Source organism: Ensifer sp. GW823-FHT05D09 (assembly GCF_058795755.1).
In genome coordinates, this window is sequence record NZ_JBXAIA010000007.1 from 262,357 (window position 1) to 280,201 (window position 17,845).

The 17,845-nt window shown below is 62.1% G+C and carries 19 protein-coding genes; 15 read left to right on the forward strand and 4 right to left on the reverse strand.

The genetic code is table 11. The features are described 5' to 3' along the window. Both AC1Q80_RS20785 and AC1Q80_RS20790 read right to left on the reverse strand, forming a co-directional pair. Window positions 1–417 carry a hemerythrin domain-containing protein gene (locus tag AC1Q80_RS20785; RefSeq protein ID WP_209789085.1) on the reverse strand — a complete coding sequence of 139 codons (417 nt, stop codon included), beginning with the start codon at window positions 415–417 and terminating at the stop codon, window positions 1–3. A 120-nt stretch (window positions 418–537) separates the two neighbouring features. Continuing rightward, the gene (locus tag AC1Q80_RS20790) at window positions 538–699 is read right to left on the reverse strand and encodes a hypothetical protein (RefSeq protein ID WP_173421374.1); all 162 of its coding nucleotides are present in this window, start codon (window positions 697–699) and stop codon (window positions 538–540) included. A 121-nt stretch (window positions 700–820) separates the two neighbouring features. Between AC1Q80_RS20790 and AC1Q80_RS20795 the strand changes: the two genes are divergently transcribed. The 6 genes from AC1Q80_RS20795 to AC1Q80_RS20820 all read left to right on the forward strand — a co-directional run bounded on the left by AC1Q80_RS20795 (window position 821) and on the right by AC1Q80_RS20820 (window position 6,448). Then, window positions 821–1,378: a cytochrome c oxidase subunit 3 gene (locus tag AC1Q80_RS20795; protein WP_492361664.1), complete on the forward strand. Its 558-nt coding sequence runs from the start codon at window positions 821–823 to the stop codon at window positions 1,376–1,378. 5 nt (window positions 1,379–1,383) lie between these two features. Further along, complete coding sequence (locus tag AC1Q80_RS20800; protein ID WP_173421376.1) at window positions 1,384–1,662, forward strand: cytochrome C oxidase subunit IV family protein; 279 nt, start codon at window positions 1,384–1,386, stop codon at window positions 1,660–1,662. Between the two features lie 169 nt (window positions 1,663–1,831). Beyond that, the gene (locus AC1Q80_RS20805; protein ID WP_025430210.1) at window positions 1,832–2,284 is read left to right on the forward strand and encodes a c-type cytochrome; all 453 of its coding nucleotides are present in this window, start codon (window positions 1,832–1,834) and stop codon (window positions 2,282–2,284) included. Window positions 2,285–2,308: 24 nt separating this feature from the next. Then, window positions 2,309–3,655 (forward strand): nitric-oxide reductase large subunit, encoded by a 1,347-nt coding sequence (locus tag AC1Q80_RS20810; protein WP_173421377.1) that lies wholly within the window; start codon window positions 2,309–2,311, stop codon window positions 3,653–3,655. Between the two features lie 68 nt (window positions 3,656–3,723). After that, the gene (locus tag AC1Q80_RS20815) at window positions 3,724–4,536 is read left to right on the forward strand and encodes a CbbQ/NirQ/NorQ/GpvN family protein (RefSeq protein ID WP_492361665.1); all 813 of its coding nucleotides are present in this window, start codon (window positions 3,724–3,726) and stop codon (window positions 4,534–4,536) included. Window positions 4,537–4,546: 10 nt separating this feature from the next. Continuing rightward, window positions 4,547–6,448 (forward strand): nitric oxide reductase activation protein NorD, encoded by a 1,902-nt coding sequence (locus AC1Q80_RS20820; protein ID WP_492361666.1) that lies wholly within the window; start codon window positions 4,547–4,549, stop codon window positions 6,446–6,448. A gap of 67 nt (window positions 6,449–6,515) precedes the next feature. Here the strand turns inward: AC1Q80_RS20820 and hemN are convergent, their stop codons facing one another. Then, window positions 6,516–7,868, reverse strand: coding sequence for an oxygen-independent coproporphyrinogen III oxidase (gene hemN, locus AC1Q80_RS20825; RefSeq protein WP_492361667.1), 1,353 nt, complete (start codon window positions 7,866–7,868; stop codon window positions 6,516–6,518). Window positions 7,869–8,091: 223 nt separating this feature from the next. Between hemN and AC1Q80_RS20830 the strand changes: the two genes are divergently transcribed. From AC1Q80_RS20830 to AC1Q80_RS20845, 4 genes are all read left to right on the forward strand, one after another. Beyond that, on the forward strand, window positions 8,092–8,382 hold the full coding sequence (locus AC1Q80_RS20830; RefSeq protein WP_173421381.1) for a DUF2249 domain-containing protein: 291 nt from the start codon (window positions 8,092–8,094) through the stop codon (window positions 8,380–8,382). Between the two features lie 135 nt (window positions 8,383–8,517). After that, complete coding sequence (locus AC1Q80_RS20835) at window positions 8,518–9,882, forward strand: hypothetical protein (RefSeq protein WP_492361668.1); 1,365 nt, start codon at window positions 8,518–8,520, stop codon at window positions 9,880–9,882. Continuing rightward, window positions 9,879–10,415, forward strand: coding sequence for a DUF2249 domain-containing protein (locus tag AC1Q80_RS20840; protein ID WP_492361669.1), 537 nt, complete (start codon window positions 9,879–9,881; stop codon window positions 10,413–10,415). The genes AC1Q80_RS20835 and AC1Q80_RS20840 overlap by 4 nt, the downstream gene beginning before the upstream one ends. After that, on the forward strand, window positions 10,402–10,692 hold the full coding sequence (locus tag AC1Q80_RS20845; protein ID WP_173421384.1) for a metal-sulfur cluster assembly factor: 291 nt from the start codon (window positions 10,402–10,404) through the stop codon (window positions 10,690–10,692). Before AC1Q80_RS20840 ends, AC1Q80_RS20845 begins: the two co-directional genes overlap by 14 nt. Before the next feature lie 92 nt (window positions 10,693–10,784). Here AC1Q80_RS20845 and AC1Q80_RS20850 read toward each other — a convergent pair whose 3' ends face one another. Beyond that, window positions 10,785–12,008 carry an NnrS family protein gene (locus AC1Q80_RS20850; RefSeq protein WP_492361670.1) on the reverse strand — a complete coding sequence of 408 codons (1,224 nt, stop codon included), beginning with the start codon at window positions 12,006–12,008 and terminating at the stop codon, window positions 10,785–10,787. A gap of 336 nt (window positions 12,009–12,344) precedes the next feature. Here AC1Q80_RS20850 and nirK point away from each other — a divergent pair, with 336 nt between their 5' ends. The 5 genes from nirK to AC1Q80_RS20875 all read left to right on the forward strand — a co-directional run bounded on the left by nirK (window position 12,345) and on the right by AC1Q80_RS20875 (window position 17,515). Next, window positions 12,345–13,487, forward strand: a complete 1,143-nt coding sequence (gene nirK, locus AC1Q80_RS20855; protein ID WP_173421386.1) for a copper-containing nitrite reductase — start codon at window positions 12,345–12,347, stop codon at window positions 13,485–13,487. A gap of 109 nt (window positions 13,488–13,596) precedes the next feature. Further along, window positions 13,597–14,514 (forward strand): SUMF1/EgtB/PvdO family nonheme iron enzyme, encoded by a 918-nt coding sequence (locus tag AC1Q80_RS20860; protein WP_492361671.1) that lies wholly within the window; start codon window positions 13,597–13,599, stop codon window positions 14,512–14,514. Window positions 14,515–14,633: 119 nt separating this feature from the next. Next, on the forward strand, window positions 14,634–15,335 hold the full coding sequence (locus tag AC1Q80_RS20865; RefSeq protein ID WP_327795819.1) for a Crp/Fnr family transcriptional regulator: 702 nt from the start codon (window positions 14,634–14,636) through the stop codon (window positions 15,333–15,335). 241 nt (window positions 15,336–15,576) lie between these two features. Beyond that, window positions 15,577–16,164 carry an ANTAR domain-containing response regulator gene (locus AC1Q80_RS20870; RefSeq protein ID WP_053248712.1) on the forward strand — a complete coding sequence of 196 codons (588 nt, stop codon included), beginning with the start codon at window positions 15,577–15,579 and terminating at the stop codon, window positions 16,162–16,164. A gap of 55 nt (window positions 16,165–16,219) precedes the next feature. Further along, a complete protein-coding gene (locus tag AC1Q80_RS20875; RefSeq protein WP_492361672.1) occupies window positions 16,220–17,515 on the forward strand; it encodes a CmpA/NrtA family ABC transporter substrate-binding protein in 1,296 nt (431 codons plus the stop codon). The last annotated feature ends 330 nt before the right edge of the window (window positions 17,516–17,845 follow it).

Here is a 17,845-nt window from a genome sequence, read left to right on the forward strand (position 1 = left end):
TCAAACCCTCTGCGCGAGAAGCAACCTTTCGGTCGCGACATGACGCCGGACGGTTTCGAAAAAGGCGCGCAGCATGTAGCCGATCGCCTCCCAGCTGTGCGGACTGCGGCCATGAAGCAGTTCATTGAGGACGCGGGCAACTTGCTCGGCCGATTGCCCATCATGCCGGTGCTCGTCGCGCAGGCGTTCGATCAGCCTTTGTCCGTCGTCCTGGCATCGCACAGCCGCGATCCCTGGAAACAGGATTTCTTCCTCCAGCCTGTGTACGATCAGCAGTGTCGAGGGCAGCTTGTCCGCAACCTCGCGGCAGCTCGCCGTATCGATGCGGCGCGGCAGGGAGTCGGCAACGGCCTCAAGGCGATCGCACAATTCGAGGAGGCTTTGATAGCCTTCCTCCAGGGCATCTTGTCCAGGCATCGGCCGCTCCGTGATCGAGATTTGTCATCCCCCAATCCTCTAGGCGCAATCGATAGGGCGATCTTTGACATTTCGCAAAGTGGATGACGTCCAGCTGAAGAACGCCGCGGCGTGATGCAGTTACTGCGAAGGGTCGAGAAACAGCACGACGGCGATCGCGATGGAGAACAGCACGGCTGACAGGGTCGCGGCGCGCTGCAGAACGCCCATGCGGTAGAGAAGGATGGCGAACCCGACAATGATCGGGGTTGCGACGGAAAGGCCGATTTGTGCGTCTGTCATCGGAAAACTCCTAGATTGCTCCTGCTGCTATCAGTCCGGTTGGCCCGGCTCTTTGCGCAATCGCAAAGACAGAAAGCGCCTGCCTGCCTAGCTGACGGCGGTTCTGGCAAGGAGTTGACGCATGGACGGGCACGTCCTTCCGACGGAAGACCAAGAAGATCAGGCATCCGCCGACGACCTTTTGCTTTGGGTCCTGGTGTGGAGCGAGCTGGCGGCCTTCGGCATACTGCTCGCTGGCTTTCTGGTGGTCGGGTTCCTCCAGGCGGACGCGTTTGCGGCAGCCCGGTCGCATCTCAATCCGCTGCTCGCCGGCATCAATACGCTCGTACTTCTGACCAGCGGCTGGCAGGCAGCTCTCGCGGCGCGCCCGGCCGCTTCGATGTCCGCACGCCGGCGCGCGCTCGTTCTGGCAGCCCTTTTCGGTCTTGGTTTTGTCGCCATCAAGCTTTTCGAATATTCGACCGAAATCGGCGCGGCCGGATTGCCGCAGTTCGGCGCCTTCTTCGAACTCTATTTCCTCATCACCGGCTTCCACCTGCTGCACGTCGGCTTCGGCAGCGCCATCCTGCTGTTGGTCGCCTGGCGCCCGAGCCCCGGAAACATCGTGCTGATCACCACGCTCTGGCACGTGATCGACCTTGTCTGGATCGTGATGTTCCCGCTCGTCTATCTCGTGTGATCGCCATGACCCATCACAATGAACGTCGACTACGGAAGACCTTTGCGACGCTGGTCCTGCTCGTTGCTTGCGGCATGATCCTGATGACGCTCTGGGGCGGAACGGCTGCAGCAACAGCGGCCCTCCTGGTTCTGGCGGTGATCAAGTGCCGGCTTGTTGCCCTTGATTTCATGGGCCTCGCTCAGGCGCCGGCCGGCCTGCGGTTCGGCCTCCTGGCCTGGCCGGCGATCCTTGCGCTTCTGGCGCTGGCAAAGCTTGCGATGGGCGTGACGCTATCTGCTTGAAACCACTCTTTGTCTTGTTTGCCAAAACGCAAAGAAGGTCTTCCGGAAATCCCTAGACATGGTTCGCGCCCCGATAGTTCGGCGCCGCTCGTCGCGGCGCCAAGCGGGGAGGGGATCAGTAAAGCCGGCCCCGGTGTCTAAGGCCGGCTGAAGTCGAAAGGATCACGTGATGGCAGAACGCCTCACCAAGACCGGGGCCCGAAACGTCTTTTACGGCGGGTCCTTCTTCTTTTTTGCAATCTTTGTCGGGCTCACCGCCCACAGCCACTACTACATGCGGACGGTCTCCACCGACGAGTCGACGCTGACGGACGCAGTCGCCCGCGGCAAGCACGTCTGGGAGAAGAACGCCTGTATCAACTGCCACACGCTTCTTGGCGAAGGCGCCTATTTCGCGCCCGAGCTCGGCAATGTCTGGAAGCGCTGGGGCGGCGAGACCGATCCGGAAGGTGCACGCGAAACGATGAAGGCCTGGATGGCCGCCCAGCCGAGCGGCATCGAAGGCCGCCGCCAGATGCCGCAGTTCAACCTCACCGAACAGGAGCTCAACGACCTCGCCGATTTCCTGGAGTGGACGAGCCGCATCAAGACCCAGAACTGGCCGCCGAACGAGGCCGGCTAAGCGTTGCGATTGGAGTGTGAAATCATGAAATACCAGACCCAGAAGGTCGCAATGCTCTATTTCTACGGAGCGATCGGCCTGTTTCTCGCTCAGGTGCTGTTCGGCGTGCTTGCCGGCACCATCTATGTCCTTCCCAATACCCTGTCCGAACTGCTGCCTTTCAACATCGTTCGCATGGTGCACACCAACGCCCTCATCGTTTGGCTGCTGATGGGCTTCATGGGCGCCACCTACTATCTCCTGCCGGAAGAGGCGGAGACCGAGCTCTACAGCACCAAGATCGCGATCGCCCAGTTCTGGATCTTCCTGATCGCCGCTGCCATCGCCGTCGTCGGCTATCTCCTGCGCATCCACGAGGGCCGCGAGTTTCTTGAGCAACCCTTCGCGATCAAGGTCGGCATCGTCATCGTCGCGCTGATGTTCCTCTACAACATCACGCTGACAGTCCTTAAGGGCCGCAAGACGACCGTCACCAACATCCTGATCTTCGGGCTCTGGGGCGTTGCGATCTTCTTCCTCTTCGCCTTCTACAACCCGATCAACCTCGCGCTCGACAAGATGTACTGGTGGTACGTCGTTCACCTCTGGGTCGAAGGCGTCTGGGAACTGATCATGGCGTCGGTGCTCGCCTTCCTGATGATCAAGCTCAATGGGATCGACCGGGAAGTCGTCGAGAAATGGCTTTACGTCATCGTCGGCCTGGCGCTGTTTTCGGGCATCCTTGGCACCGGCCACCACTACTACTGGATCGGCGCGCCGGGTTACTGGCAGTGGATCGGCTCGCTGTTCTCGACGCTTGAGGTCGCACCGTTCTTCACCATGGTGATCTTTACCTTCGTGATGACCTGGAAGGCCGGGCGCAAACACCCGAACAGAGCGGCGCTGCTGTGGTCGATCGGCTGCTCGGTGATGGCCTTCTTCGGTGCCGGCGTCTGGGGTTTCCTGCACACGCTGTCGTCGGTGAACTACTACACCCACGGCACCCAGGTGACCGCCGCGCACGGGCACCTCGCCTTCTTCGGCGCCTATGTCATGCTCAACCTTGCGGTCATGGCCTATGCGATCCCCGAAATCCGCGGGCGCGCGCCCTACAACCAGATGCTTTCCATGGTCAGCTTCTGGATCATGTGCACGGCGATGTCGGTCATGACCTTCGCGCTGACCTTTGCCGGTGTCCTTCAGTCCCATCTGCAGCGGGTTCTGGGCGAGAGCTACATGGACGTCCAGGACCAGCTGGCGCTGTTCTACTGGATCCGCCTCGGCTCGGGCGTCTTCGTCATGATTTCGGCGCTGATGTTCGTCTGGGCGATCTTCGTCCCCGGCAAAGAGCGTAGCGAGAAGCTGAGTGCCTCGATGCAGCCTGCTGAATGAATGAACGCGCCGGTCCGGCTCGCCCGGACCGGCCAATCTTTTCCTCCCCCCTTTCACGGAGACATGCCATGAGCATTGTTCAACCAAGCCTGGTTCCGGTATCGATCGACATTCCCGCCTATAGTCCCTCGGGCAATGAGTGCGCGCTGTTCGAGAATGCCTGGGTCCGACAGTTGCCGCTCCTGCTCAAGGGGCCGACCGGTTGCGGCAAGACCCGTTTCGTCAGCCATATGGCGGCAAAACTCGGCCTGCCGCTTTCCACCGTTTCCTGCCACGACGATCTGGCAGCAGCGGACTTGACCGGGCGCTACCTGTTGAAGGGCGGCGATACGGTCTGGGTCGACGGTCCCCTGACACGGGCCGTACGCGAAGGCGGGATCTGCTATCTCGACGAGATCGTCGAGGCGCGGAAGGACGTCACCGTCGTGCTGCATCCGCTGACCGACGACCGCCGCATGTTGCCGCTGGAGCGGACCGGCGAGCTGCTCGAAGCGCCGTCGGCGTTCATGCTGGTCGTTTCCTATAACCCCGGCTACCAGAACCTGCTCAAGAGCCTGAAGCCCAGCACGCGGCAACGCTTCGTCGCCATCGAGTTCGATTTCCTGCCACGCAACGAGGAGATCGAGGTGGTTTCGCGTGAGTGCGGACTGGCTGCAAGCCAGGTGGCACCGCTCGTCAACCTTGCTCACCGCCTGCGCACCCTCAAGGGGCATGATCTTGAGGAGGGAGTATCGACCCGCCTGCTGGTCTACTGCGCCTGCCTCATCGATGCCGGAATGCCTGTCCGCGATGCGGTGCGTGCCGCGATGATCGAGCCGTTGACCGATGAGCCGGACGTGCGCGCAGCCCTTCTCGAGGTTGCTGCCTCCCTGATCGCTTGAGGATTGCGCCATGCTGGATTTCCTCGAACTCGAAGAAACTGTCGGGCGCGCCTGGCACCGTTTTATCGGCAACACGGGTACCTGGCGGCGCTATCCCGATGAGGCCGTCAAGCTGGTCGACATGATGCCGATGCTGGCGATCTGCTTTCGGGGGCACGGCGGTGAAACCGCCGTCCAGATCGTGCCGGCGCGCGGCCGCACGTCGGGCCATCGGCTGAAGTGGCGACAGAAGATGGGGCTCGGCGAGGAAAAGCTCGTTCAGCCCGGCCGGGATCACGCTTCGCTGATGTTGCCCGGCGAGATTGACATTTTTCCAGACAGACGCCTCAACATCGATCTCTACTTCTGGCTGGTCGCGTACATGGCGACCATGCCGCTCGTCCCGCGCGACGAAGCGGATCCCTTGCTGGCTGACCTGACATATTTGTCCCGGGCGCAGGAGATCGTGGCCGAGGTCTTCCAGCGCTTTCCTGGCATGCGCCACAAGTACTGCCGTCTTGCCGAAGCCGTTCTGGTCGAGCGTCAGCGCGGCTCCCTTCCGTCGGTGGAGCAGCATGTCGAAAACCGCGTGCTGCGGTTGCTGCGCAAGGCGGCCGGCCAGCTGGATACGACCTTGCCGGTGATCTTCCCGCATCGCGCCCCGCCGGGATATCTGCCGCTGCTGCCGGTCCCGCTGTGGCCGGATACGTTGCTGCGGCCGGAAACGACGACAGAACGCGATGACGATGTCGCGGCAACAGGTGCCGCCTCCAGCCAGATCGCCGAGACCGAACGCCACGTGGCCGTCCGGGAGAGCCCGGAGAACCGCAAGGGGGATCGCAGCCCCTTCATCCTCAATCGCTTCGAGAAGATCCTGGCGATGGCCGAGATGGTCAATGTCGACCGGCCATCCGACGACAGCGATGAACACGACAACAAGGCGGCGCAGGATCTTGACGAGATGACGCTGGGCGAGCGGAAGGGCCGCCCGTCCGCCCGTTTCCGCTTCGATCTCGACCTGCCGCCGGAAGCCGTCGATCCGACGCCGCTGACATCGGAGCTGACCTATCCAGAATGGAACTACAGGACGTCGAGCTATCTCAAGGACCATTGCCGCGTCTTGGCGGGCCCGGCCTCGGGCACCGAAGACCGGGCTGAGCTTACGGCGGAAACCAGGAGCCTGATCCGGCGGGTACGGCGCCAGTTCGAGGTGCTTCGGCCGCGCAACGAAATCCTGCGCGCGCAGATCGACGGCGCCGACCTCGATCTCGATGCCGTGGTGCGCGCCCGCACCGATCTGGCTGCAGGCGGGCAGGGGAGCGATCGCATCCACCTGATGAGCCGCCCGCAGGTTCACGATCTCGCGGTCACGATCCTGGTCGACGTCTCGCTTTCGACCGATGCCTGGTCCGACAATCGCCGGGTGCTCGACGTGGAGAAGGAGGCCCTGCTCATTCTCGCCCACGGCCTGTCTGCCTGCGGCGACAATCATTCGATCCTCACCTTCACCTCGCGCCGGCGCGACTGGGTAAAGGTGGAGAGCGTCAAGGCTTTCGACGAGCCGATGAGTTCGCTCGTCGAAAGCCGTATCGCCGCCCTGAAGCCGGGATACTACACCCGCATCGGGGCCGCCATCCGCCATGCCACAGCCGAACTGCAGAAACAGCCCAACCGCAAGAAGCTGTTGTTGGTCCTGACCGACGGCAAGCCGAATGACATTGATCATTACGAAGGGCGCTTCGCGCTGGAGGACAGCCGCAAGGCCGTCATGGAAGCGCGCCGCAGCGGCATCAGCACTTTTGCGGTTACCGTCGACCGCGAGGCGCAGTCCTACGTGCCGGCCATGTTCGGCCATAACGGCTATGCGTTGGTCGGCAATATTGCCCGGCTGCCGGCGGCATTACCGGCGATATACCGAAGCCTCGCGGGATAGGACGTTACTTGAAGCAGAAAAAGGCCCGGTTGCGACCGGGCCTTTTTTGTTGGGTGCTGTCAGCGGTTCAGGCGGCTTTGCTGTGCGTGCGTTGTCCGTCGTCGATATAGGCATCGAACGCTGCGGCAACGGCGCGGATCACGAAGCGATGATCCTGCCTGACCGTCAAGACGCCATCGGCGATATCGAGCACGCCATCATCGACCATCGTTGCCAGCCGCACATTGCCGCCGAGAAGGAAGTCCGAGTCTCGTCCGTGTGCGGTGGCGATTGCCTTGATGTCGACGGTGAAGTCGCACATCAACCTCTCGATGATTTCGGCACGCAGGCGGTCTTCCTCGGTCAGCCGGTAACCCTTCGTGGTTGCCAGTCGGCCGGAGGCGATATGGCTGGCATAAAGCCCCGGAGGAACCTCGTTCTGCACATAGCCGTCTCGCGAGCGGCCGATTGCCGAGGCGCCGAAACCGATCAGCGTTTCGCAATTGTCCGTGGTGTAGCCCTGAAAGTTCCGCCGAAGCATACCGGCCGATTGTGCGAGCACCAGATCGTCATCGGGCAGGGCGAAGTGGTCGAGCCCGATCTGGCGGTAACCCGCTTGGCAAAGCGCCTCGCTGATGGCGAGCGCCTGATCGGTGCGCGCCGAAGCGTCGGGCAGCACGGCCTCGTCGATCATACGCTGGTGCTTCTTGAAGGATGGCACATGCGCGTAGCCGAAGACGGCAAAGCGTTCCGGTCGCATCGCGGTCGCAGCCTGGACCGTCTCGACGCAGGAGCGAACCGTCTGGTGTGGCAATCCGTAGATCAGGTCGAAATTGATACCTGCGACACCGGCGTTGCGAAGATGGGCCACCGCGTCGGCCGTCTGCTGCTCGCTCTGGATCCGGTTGATGGCCTTCTGCACGACCGGGTCGAAGCTCTGCACGCCGAGGCTGGCGCGCCTGACGCCGCCTTCGCCAAGCGCCTGCGCCATGGCGACGGTCAGGCGGCGAGGATCGATTTCGACAGCCACGCCCGTTTCGGCACCAAACTGATAACGTGCACGCAGGAGTGCCATCAGGGCCAGGAATTCTTCCGGTTCGATGATCGTCGGCGTCCCGCCGCCGAAATGGACCTCGCCGATCGGCAGCGGTCCCTGCACGTGATCGGCGACCATGCCGATCTCCTGCCTCAGCACATTGAGGTAATCGAGGATCGGCTCGTCTTGCCGGGTAATCGTGGTGTGACAACCGCAGTACCAGCACATCGACCGACAGAAGGGGATGTGCAGATAGAGAGAAACATCCCTGTCCGCCGGGACCGCGCCGAGCCAATCGGCGTAGGTGTCGCGACCGATGCCGGCGGAAAACCGCGGCGCGGTCGGATAGCTGGTGTAACGCGGCAAGCGCATCTCGGCGTATTTCATGAGGGCGGTGGACTGCATGGCGGTTCCTATCGATGTCGAAACGATCGATCCGTTCTAGGGCGGCAGCCACGTCAGTTCTTTGCGAAAAGCCAAGTAAGCGGGCGACAGGTGGCAAAGCGGGATTTGTTTGCGCTTCGACAAAATGTCGCGTTGTCGGTGGCACTAGGCTTTGCAAATCCGGGCCGTTTGCGTCGGCGTTTCCCGGAAACCGAGGCAACAACGGCGCCCTGAACGGACTGAAATGACCACTGCAGAAACAGAAACCAAGCCCTTCATCGACGTGCGTACCATTCCGCCCGTCGAGCGCCATCCGAAGATCTTCGGCATGCTCAATGCGCTGGCCGAAGGCGGCTCCTTCATCATCGTCAACGACCATGATCCCCGCCCGCTGCACTACCAGCTGGAAAGCCGTTATCCCGGTGAATTTACCTGGGAATATCTTGAGAACGGACCCGACGTCTGGCGGGTGGAGATCGGCCGGCAACAGGCTTCCGGCTGCGATTGCTGCTGCGGCAGCAGCAGCGGCCACTGAAAGGACGCCCACAGCCAAAGCGTTTGCGGTTTGGGCGGGGCCGCAGACGCGCCATTTCCTTGTTTTTACGCATTTCCCGACGGAAGACCGTTCCTCACTTTTCCTGGAAATGCTCATCGTTCAGGATGAACCGCTATGTTCGGAGCCACGCTATCTCGCTGGACGATGTCCTATTTCGCGGCGGCGCTGATTTTTCTCGCCATCGGCGAGATGATGATGGTTTTCGGCGTCGGATATCCGATTTCGTCCATCGAAGCCCCTGAAACCCTGGTACTCGTTCATACCATTGCGCTTGGCTGGCTCAGCCTGCTGATGGCGGGGGCCCTGTTGCAGTTCGTGCCTGTTCTCGTTGGTCGACCGCTTTCGTTTCCGCATCTGGCTTTTCCAGCTTTGGTGCTGCTGGTTGTCGGTATAACCAGCCTGGTCCTAGGCTTTGCCAGCCTCGCAGGTACCGACGGCCTTTCGCCGCTCCTGCTCCCGGTGGGGGCGACCGTGACGATTGCCGGTTTCGGCCTGCTCGTCAGCGTCTTTGCAACGACACTATGGCAGGCGCGTCCGCTGCCGTTGCCTGCGCGTTTCGTCGCTGCCGGCCTCGTGTCGCTCGTCATCGCTTGTTTGCTTGGTGGCACCTACGCATTCGTTCTTTCCGGACTTGCCGATGCGCCGGGCGCGATCGATCTGACGCTCGAAGGTGTTTCGCTTCATGCGGCACTGGGGCTGGGTGGCTGGTTGAGCTTTACGACCATGGGGGTCAGCTACCGGCTCCTGACCATGTTCATGCTATCGCCCGACCGGGAACGACGCAGCAGCAGGACCGTCTGGATACTGGGCGCTGCGGCCCTCGGCATGATCGTCTGCATCGTGCCGATGATCCTTGTCGGCTTTGCCGGCCGGACAACGGTGCTTGTCTTTGCCGCGCTTGCCAGCGTGATCGCCATCGGAATTTACATGGCCGACATCGTCAGGATCTACCACGGGCGAAAGCGCAAGCTGATCGAGCTAAACAGCCGCGCCGGCATCGGCGCGTTCGCCGCACTGATTGTCGCGACCGTCATCTTCGTGGCTTTGCTCGTCGGCGGCCAGATCGAGGAGGGCGTGGGGCCACTCGTCTATCTCGTCACCTTTGGCTGGTTGACCGGCATGGGGCTGGCGCAGCTCTACAAGATCGTGCCTTTCATCACCTGGCTCGAATGCTACGGCCCTCTGCTCGGACGCATGCCGACGCCGCGGGTTCAGGATCTGGTCGTCGAGACGCGGGCAGCGTTCTGGTTCCGGCTCTTCTATCTCACCGTGGCCGTTGCCTCGGTCGCGCTTTATCTCGACAGCACATGGCTGTTTCGAGCCGGCAGCCTTGGCCAGTTGATTGCGGTCAATGCGCTGGTCTTCGAGTTCGTGGCAACACGACGGCTCAGCAACGTGCCGAGCAATCTTCGACTTCCCGGCGGGTTCACCGGTCCGCATCTTTTCTTCCCATCGTTTCAGTCACGGAGACAACCATGACCAAAGACCCCTATGAGCTCGACGTCAGGCCGCTTCTGAAGAGCGGCAGCGATCCGTTCCAGGCCATCATGAGCGCCGTCGACGGTCTCGCACCCGGCCAGCCGCTGAAATTGATCGCCACGTTCCGGCCGGTGCCGCTCTTCAGCGTCATGGCCGGCCGTGGTTTTGCATATCAGGATCAACCTCTCGGCAACGGCGATTGGGAAGTCCTGTTCACGCCTGAGGAACAGGTGGACGAGATCAGGGTTTCGGCCGGCGATACGGATCTCGATACCTGGCCGGACCCGGCACGCCAGCTCGACCTGACGGATCTGGATCCGCCCGAGCCGATGGTTCGCATCCTCGCCGTCTTGGAAAAGATGCTGGCCGGCGAGGTGCTTTTCGCACTGCTGGCGCGCGAACCGCTGTTTCTCTACCCGGAGCTTGCCAAGCGCGGGCACAAATGGGCCGGCAACTTTGATGCGACCGGAGAAACCTATCGCATCCTGATCCGCGTCGGCGGACGCAAGGGGCACGAAAATGCAGCCGGCTGAAAGCGAAGAACTGGTCGACAGAATCCGCGACACGCTGCGCACGATCGTCGATCCGGAGATGGGGTCTAATATCGTCGATCTCGGTCTGATCTACGATATCGCCGTCCAGGAAGGCGGCCTTGTCCGGGTGACGATGACGACGACGATAAAGGGTTGCCCGGCGACTGCCTTTCTCAAGGAGGCGGTGCAGAACTGCGTCTGGTATGTGCCGGGCGTCGAGTATGCCGAAGTGCGGCTCACCTATGAGCCGCCATGGACCCCTGAAATGATGCACTAGGCCGCTGGCGGTCAACGGCCGTGAATGCCTGATGAAGGTTGCCGTGTCTGCGGCAACCTTTTTTGCTTGTGGGATGTAACTTTCAGGGCGTGTTATGCGGCGCCTCTGGGTGCGCGCCGGGCGCGAACCAGCATCGGACCGTATTCGATGCAGAACAACCCAAAGGCCATGATCCAGAGAGCACCCGAAAGGGCGAGCAGGTGATGGTAGTGAGTTGGCAGGATTTCGGCGAAGGGTCGTGCCAAAGCCGCACCGATGATCGCGATGTAAGAGGCGCAGCTTAGGTTCGAGGCAGCCAGCGGCCGTCCGGTGTGTCCGCGGCTTGCGCGCGTCATGACGGCCAGCATCATCGAGGCCATGACACCGACGGTCATCACATGCATGACCGGGTACCCGTCGAGCGCGCCGACCGCGCCGGCAGAGACGGCGGCAAAGCCGAGGGGCACGAAGGCATAGGCGGCATGCAAGACGAACACGATCTTGTCCGGCCACGTCGTCCACCCGCGCCAGCGGATAAGCCGGGCCGCCTGCATCAACGAGGCGGTGGCTGCGACGGCGGCGGTGACGATGTGCTGGGGCGAGAAGGTCCAGCAGGCTAAAGCCGCGACACCGACGAGGATGCTCGCAGTGTCGAAGCGGTTGTAGGGAACCGGAAAGTCTGTCCGGCCGAACTTGTTCAGCCAGTTGCGGGTGAAGCTCGGCAGAATTCTGCCGCCGACGATCATGATCAGCATGACATAGGCGCCGATCGCCAGCCGTGCCGCTGCATCGACGTCGAGTTGACGGATGACGGAGATGTGGAACCAGATATTGGCGGCTGAAAGCAGAACCAATCCGCCGACGACCTTCAGATCCTTCCACTTCCGACCGACGATGATTTCCCGCGCGCAGATCGCGAGCAATGCCGGCATGAACAGCGCTTCGATGATGGCCGCCGGCGTCACTCCGATGACATCCGTTATGAGCAGCGCCAGCCTCCCGGCAAGCCATAGGCCGAACAGGTAGGCGAGCGGCCACCCGGAAACGGGCAATCGGCCGGTCCAGTTCGGAACCGCGGTCAGAAGGAAGCCGGCGAGAACGGCGGACGAGAAGCCGAACAGCATCTCGTGCGCGTGCCAATGGGCAGGCCCGTAGGCCCCGGCAAGGTCGATGCCCGCAGTCAGGGCGGCGATCCATGCGGCCATGGCGAAAATCGCCCAAAGACTGGCGCCCAGAAAGAATGGCCTGAAGCCATAGGAAAAGAGAACGGGACCAGTGGTGGCGATCCCGCGCGGGATTCCTCCGCTGGGCCGTGGTTTGCTGAGGAGACTAAACATTGTTCGATCCTGTTCTTTCGCTGGGCGGACGGGTGGATGGGATCGATGTATCCGGGGCTTGCCGAGGTCTCTTTGCGAAAACGCAATTATAGAGCCCGGCCAATTCATTCCCGCGCGAAGATTTGCAGAAAAACGTCTCCTTCCTCGGCCGATTTGTTCCATGACAAAGACGCCTTTCGCTCCCGGTTCTACTTGAGACATGACTGCTGGAAAATAGGTGGTCAAAACCTGAGGCGAGCCCGCCAGGGACGGCAGGAGCCGCCGTAACACGTTGAATATCGGCATGATTTTCGGACGACCATTCCGGTCGCGCGGTCGTGCCAAAGGAGAGCAATGATGACAGAACAGCTGCAGATGACTCGCCGGACGATACTGGCCGGCGCCGCCTTCGCTGGCGCGCTGACGCCGATCCTGACGGCGACTTCGACCCAGGCCGCAACGGCCGCCGCTCCCGCGGCAACGGGCGCGGCTCCGGTCGACATTGCGACACTGGAGCGGGTCAAGGTCGACCTCGTTGCGCCGCCCTTCGTTCACGCTCACGATCAGGTCGCCAAGACCGGCCCGCGCGTGGTCGAATTCACCATGACCATCGAAGAAAAGAAGCTGGTGATCGACGGCGACGGCACCGAAGTGCACGCCATGACCTTCAACGGCTCGGTTCCCGGCCCGTTGATGGTCGTCCATGAGAACGACTATGTCGAACTCAGGCTGATCAACCCCGCGACCAACACGCTGCTGCACAATATCGACTTTCACGCGGCAACGGGTGCGCTCGGCGGCGGCGGCCTGACGCAGGTCAATCCCGGCGAGGAGACGACCCTGCGCTTCAAGGCGACCAAACAAGGCGTCTTCGTCTACCATTGCGCGCCGGAAGGCATGGTGCCCTGGCACGTTACCTCGGGCATGAACGGCGCCATCATGGTGCTACCACGCGACGGGCTGAAGGACGAGAAGGGACAGCCGCTGACCTATGACAAGGTTTACTATGTGGGCGAGCAGGACTTCTACATCCCGCGCGACGAGGCCGGCAACTACAAGAAATACGAAACGCCCGGCGAAGCCTATGAAGATACCGTCAAGGCCATGCGCACGCTGACGCCGACCCACGTCGTCTTCAACGGCGCGGTCGGAGCGCTTACAGGCGAGAAGGCACTGACGGCAGCCGTGGGCGAGCATGTGCTCGTCATCCACTCGCAGGCCAACCGCGATACGCGGCCACACCTGATCGGCGGACACGGCGACTATGTCTGGGCAACCGGCAAGTTCCGCAACCCGCCGGAGCTCGACCAGGAAACCTGGTTCATTCCGGGCGGCACTGCCGGCGCGGCCTTCTACACATTCCGCCAGCCGGGCATCTATGCCTACGTCAACCACAACCTGATCGAGGCTTTCGAGCTGGGCGCGGCGGGACACTTCAAGGTCACCGGCGAGTGGAATGACGATCTGATGACCTCGGTCGTCAAGCCGGCGTCGATGTAACCCCGGCCGGCCAATCGGCTGCGCTGTCCGAGGGGGACTTCAGACAGCGCGAGCCAGCGACAAGACATGCGCCGGGTTCATCGGCGCATGCCAACAGAAGGGGAAGGTCATGCGCGATAGACGTCACAAGAATGCGGTCTCGGTGTTTTCCGTCGCCGTTCCCGCCCTGCTGCTGGTTGCCATCGGCGGGGTGCTTTCGGCCAAGGTCGGGCTGCTGGATGATCTCGACGCATCGGTCGATACCCGCGTCGAAGCGCCGGTGACCGTGACGATTGAACCGCGCAGCATGGAGTATCGGGCCGAGGGCCACTTCATCAAGAATGGCTTTGCCGTCGATGCGCCGCTTGTCGATGCGACATTGGCAAAACCGTTCAGGATCATGAAGTACCAGGTCAGTCGCACGGACTATCAACGCTGCGTCGAAGACGGCGCCTGCGAAAAGGGCGAGCCGGCGGCAAGCCTTGGCAATGATACGCCAATGACCGGTGTCAACTACACTGATGCCAGCAACTATGCCGCCTGGCTGACCGAAAAGACCGGCCAGGTCTGGCGGCTGCCGACCGATCGGCAATGGGCCTTTGCCGCCGGCAAGAAGTTTCCCGACGATGCGCTCGGCATCGATGGCAGCAAGGACAATCCGGCGCTCCGGTGGCTTGCGGACTACGAGCGCGAGTCGACCCGGCAGAAGTCGAAGAACCCGATGCCGCAACCGTCGGGCACGTTCGGCGAGAACGAATTCGGCGTCGCCGATCTCGATGGCAACGTCTGGGAGTGGACACAAACCTGCCACCGTCGCGTGACGGTCGGTGAGGACGGCGAAGTGCTGAAGGAAGCGCCGGCCTGCGGCATCTACGTCGTCGACGGCAAGCACCGCGCGTCGATGAGCTTCTTCATTCGCGATCCGAAGAGCGGCGGGTGTGCTGTCGGCGTGCCGCCGGACAATCTCGGCTTCCGCCTGGTTCGCGATGATCGTTGGTATGCGAACATGCTGTACGCCTTCGAGCGCCGTTTCCCCGGTGCGGTGTAACAGCGCAGGCGTACATTGTCGGCCCTGCAAGGCGATGAGTGGACGCTGGCTGCTTTTTCGGTTCGGTCGCACGTGATATAGCAGCCCGCATCGCCGATCTGCAGGAGACAGGAAACGACGTGGCTGCACTGGACCGAACACTCGTCAAATCCCTCCCGCTGTTTCAAAAGATGAGCGATCAGGAGCTGGACAGGCTTCTTGCGCATGCGACGGTGCGGCGCGTTCCTCAGAATGAAGCGGTCTTCGAGCAGGGGGCTGCGGCAGACTCGTTTTACCTGCTGCTGCACGGGCGTCTCAAGGTCACGCAGGTCACCCGTGATGGCCAACAGATCATCGTGCGTGTCGTCAACCCAGGCGATCTGTTCGGCTTTGCCCGCGCGTTGCAGCGCAGCGACTATCCGGGCACGGCGATGACGGCGACGGAAAGCCTGGTTCTTGCCTGGCCGACCGAGCTCTGGAACGTGTTCGTCGAGAGCAATCCGCATCTGGCCATCAATGCGATGCACACGATCGGCCAGCGGCTCGACGAGGCCCATACCCGCATTCGCGAGATGTCGACGGAGGAAGTCGAGCGCCGCGTCGCGCACGCGGTCCTGCGGCTCGCCGAACAGGCGGGCAAACGCGAAGAGCTCGGCGTGCGCATAGATTTCCCGATCTCCCGCCAGGATATCGCGGAAATGACCGGCACGACCCTTCATACGGTTTCGCGCATTCTCAGCGCCTGGGAGGGGCGGGGACTGGTTCAGGGCGGGCGGCAGAAGCTGCTGCTCTGTGATTTGCCAGGCCTTCGGCGTCTGGCCGAACAGGTCGAGAAGAACTAGGCTTGCCGTTTTCGTTATCGGGCCGCTTCGCTCGTGAGACCGTTCGCCTTGCATGCAGCGCTGGCAGGTTTTTGCACGACCGGCGCGTGGCCTCGATGCGACCGTCGTTGGCGTGGAATTCCCGTGAACCGGTTGACGCCAACGTGATGAGCAATTGGCCTAAAAAATAGGCGGAAACAAATTTGTCAAGAAAATAGGCAAATCTGTTGCGCAAATTGCTGCGCTGCATCATGATTGTGCCATGACAAACCGCGACCTCACCATTCTCGTCATCGACGAGAACGCAATCCGTGCCTCGATCATCGAGGAAGGATTGCACGAGGCGGGTCATCGCAAGGTCACCGTCATTCATGAGGTGCAGGGCGTCGCGCGCATCATCGACAGCCTCAGGCCCGATGTCATCGTCATCGATATCGAAAACCCCAATCGCGACATGATGGAGCATCTCTTCCAGTTGACGCGCACGGTCGGGCGGCCGATCGCGATGTTCGTCGATCGCTCCGACACGGCCTCGATCGAGGCGGCGGTGGAGGCGGGCGTATCGGCCTATATCGTCGACGGACTGAAGAAGGAACGCGTCAAGCCGATCCTCGACATGGCGGTCAGCCGCTTCAATGCCTTCAGCCGGCTGCAGAGGGAGCTGGCCGATGCAAGGTCCGCGCTCGAGGAGCGCAAGGTCGTCGAGCGCGCCAAGGGTATCCTGATGAAGATCCGCGGTCTGTCGGAGGAGGAAGCTTTTGCCCTGCTGCGCCAGACGGCGATGAACGAAAAGAAGAAGATGTCGGAAATCGCGCAAAGCGTGGTGACGGCTGCCGGCCTGTTGATGTGACGGCAAAGACGCGCTGCGCATCGGCTTGCTGCAAGGAGTGAGTGGAGTGAACGTCATGGCCAATTTCGGCGATCTCGGCAGCGGCCAGACCCCGACGGGTCGCGGTTTGTCGGCCCCGCAAAAGCTGCGTGGCGAGGGTGCCCGCACGCTGCGTGCCGGCTTCATCCCGCTCGTCGACGCATCTGTGCTGATCGCCGCGCGCGAATTCGGTTTCGCCCGCAGGGAAGGCCTGACGCTCGACCTGGTCAAGGACGTGTCCTGGGCCAATGTTCGCGATCGGCTGGCTTTTCGCCAGTTCGATATTGCCCACATGCTTTCGCCGATGCCGGTCGCGGCGATGCTCGGCCTCGGCTCCAACCCGTCGCCGGCGATCGCGCCTTTTTCGCTCGGGCGCGGGGGCAACGCCATCACGCTGTCCAACCGGCTCTATGCCAGAATGGTCGAGGAGGGTGGGCTTGGGGGAGCCGGAGACGCGCTGGCCAATGCCCGGGCGCTTGCCGCCGTGCTTGCGCGCATGGCCTCACAGGGCGAAGCGCCGCCGACCCTGGGTGTCACCTATCCGTTTTCCTCGCACAATTACGAATTCCGCTACTGGCTGGCTGCCGGCGGCATCGATCCGGATCGTGACGTCAAGCTCGTGGTCGTGCCGCCGCCGATGACCTCCGACGCGCTCGCTGCTGGCGCGATCGATGGCTTCTGCGTCGGTGCGCCCTGGAACATGGTCGCGTCCGAGCGCGGCGTCGGCCGGATTGTTGCCGCCAAGCAGGATATCTGGCCGTCGGCCCCGGAAAAGGTCATCGGCATGCGCCCTGAATGGGCCGAGGCCAATCCGGAGACCGTTTCGCGATTGATCGTGGCGCTGGATGCCGCCGCGCAGTGGTGCGACGATCCGCAAAATCGCGATAGCCTGTCCGGTGTGCTGGCCGACCAGCACTATGTCGGCGCCCCGGTCGAAATCATCCGCCGCGTGCTTTCCGGCGAGTTCACCATCGACGCGGAAGGGCAGAGGCGGGTCATCGATGACTATTTCGTCTTCCATCGCGGCTTCGCCAACTACCCCCGCTCCAGCCATGCGCTGTGGATCTACAGCCAGATGGCGCGTTGGGGGCAGGCGAGCATCAGCGCGGAAGGGTTGACGGCGGCGGCGTCTGCATACCGCCCGGATCTCTATCGCCTCGCTCTCGGGAAGGACGCCGTACCGGCGGGGCCCGACATCGGGATTGAGGGCGCATCTGCCGACGATCGTTTCGTGGACGGACATGTATTCGACCCGGCCGCCATCGAGGCCTATGTCGAGGCGTTCCCGGTCCGGACCAGAGGCAGTGCGGCGCCGTTTGACGCCGACAACTGACGCTGTCGGGCGCTGCTTGTTTGGGCAGAGTTGCCAGACCCGTTGTGTGCGGCGCACAATAATTCAGCAGAGTCTAAAGCAGCTATTTTGTTGTGCATTTGTGTCGATCGAGTTTTTCTCCTTTTATATCAATACTCTAGGCTGCGGCCATTCGAACTGGCACGGCCTTTGCATTTTAGAAATCGCTTCGGTCAACGGCGATTGAGGCGAGTTCAAACGCCAGATCGCGTTTGCCAGAGACACTGACGTCGCAAGGTTTTTGTTTCCCGAGGATTCCTCCTGATCCCGGACGCAATCTCCAAGCGGCGTTTTTTTATGTCCGGCGTTGCC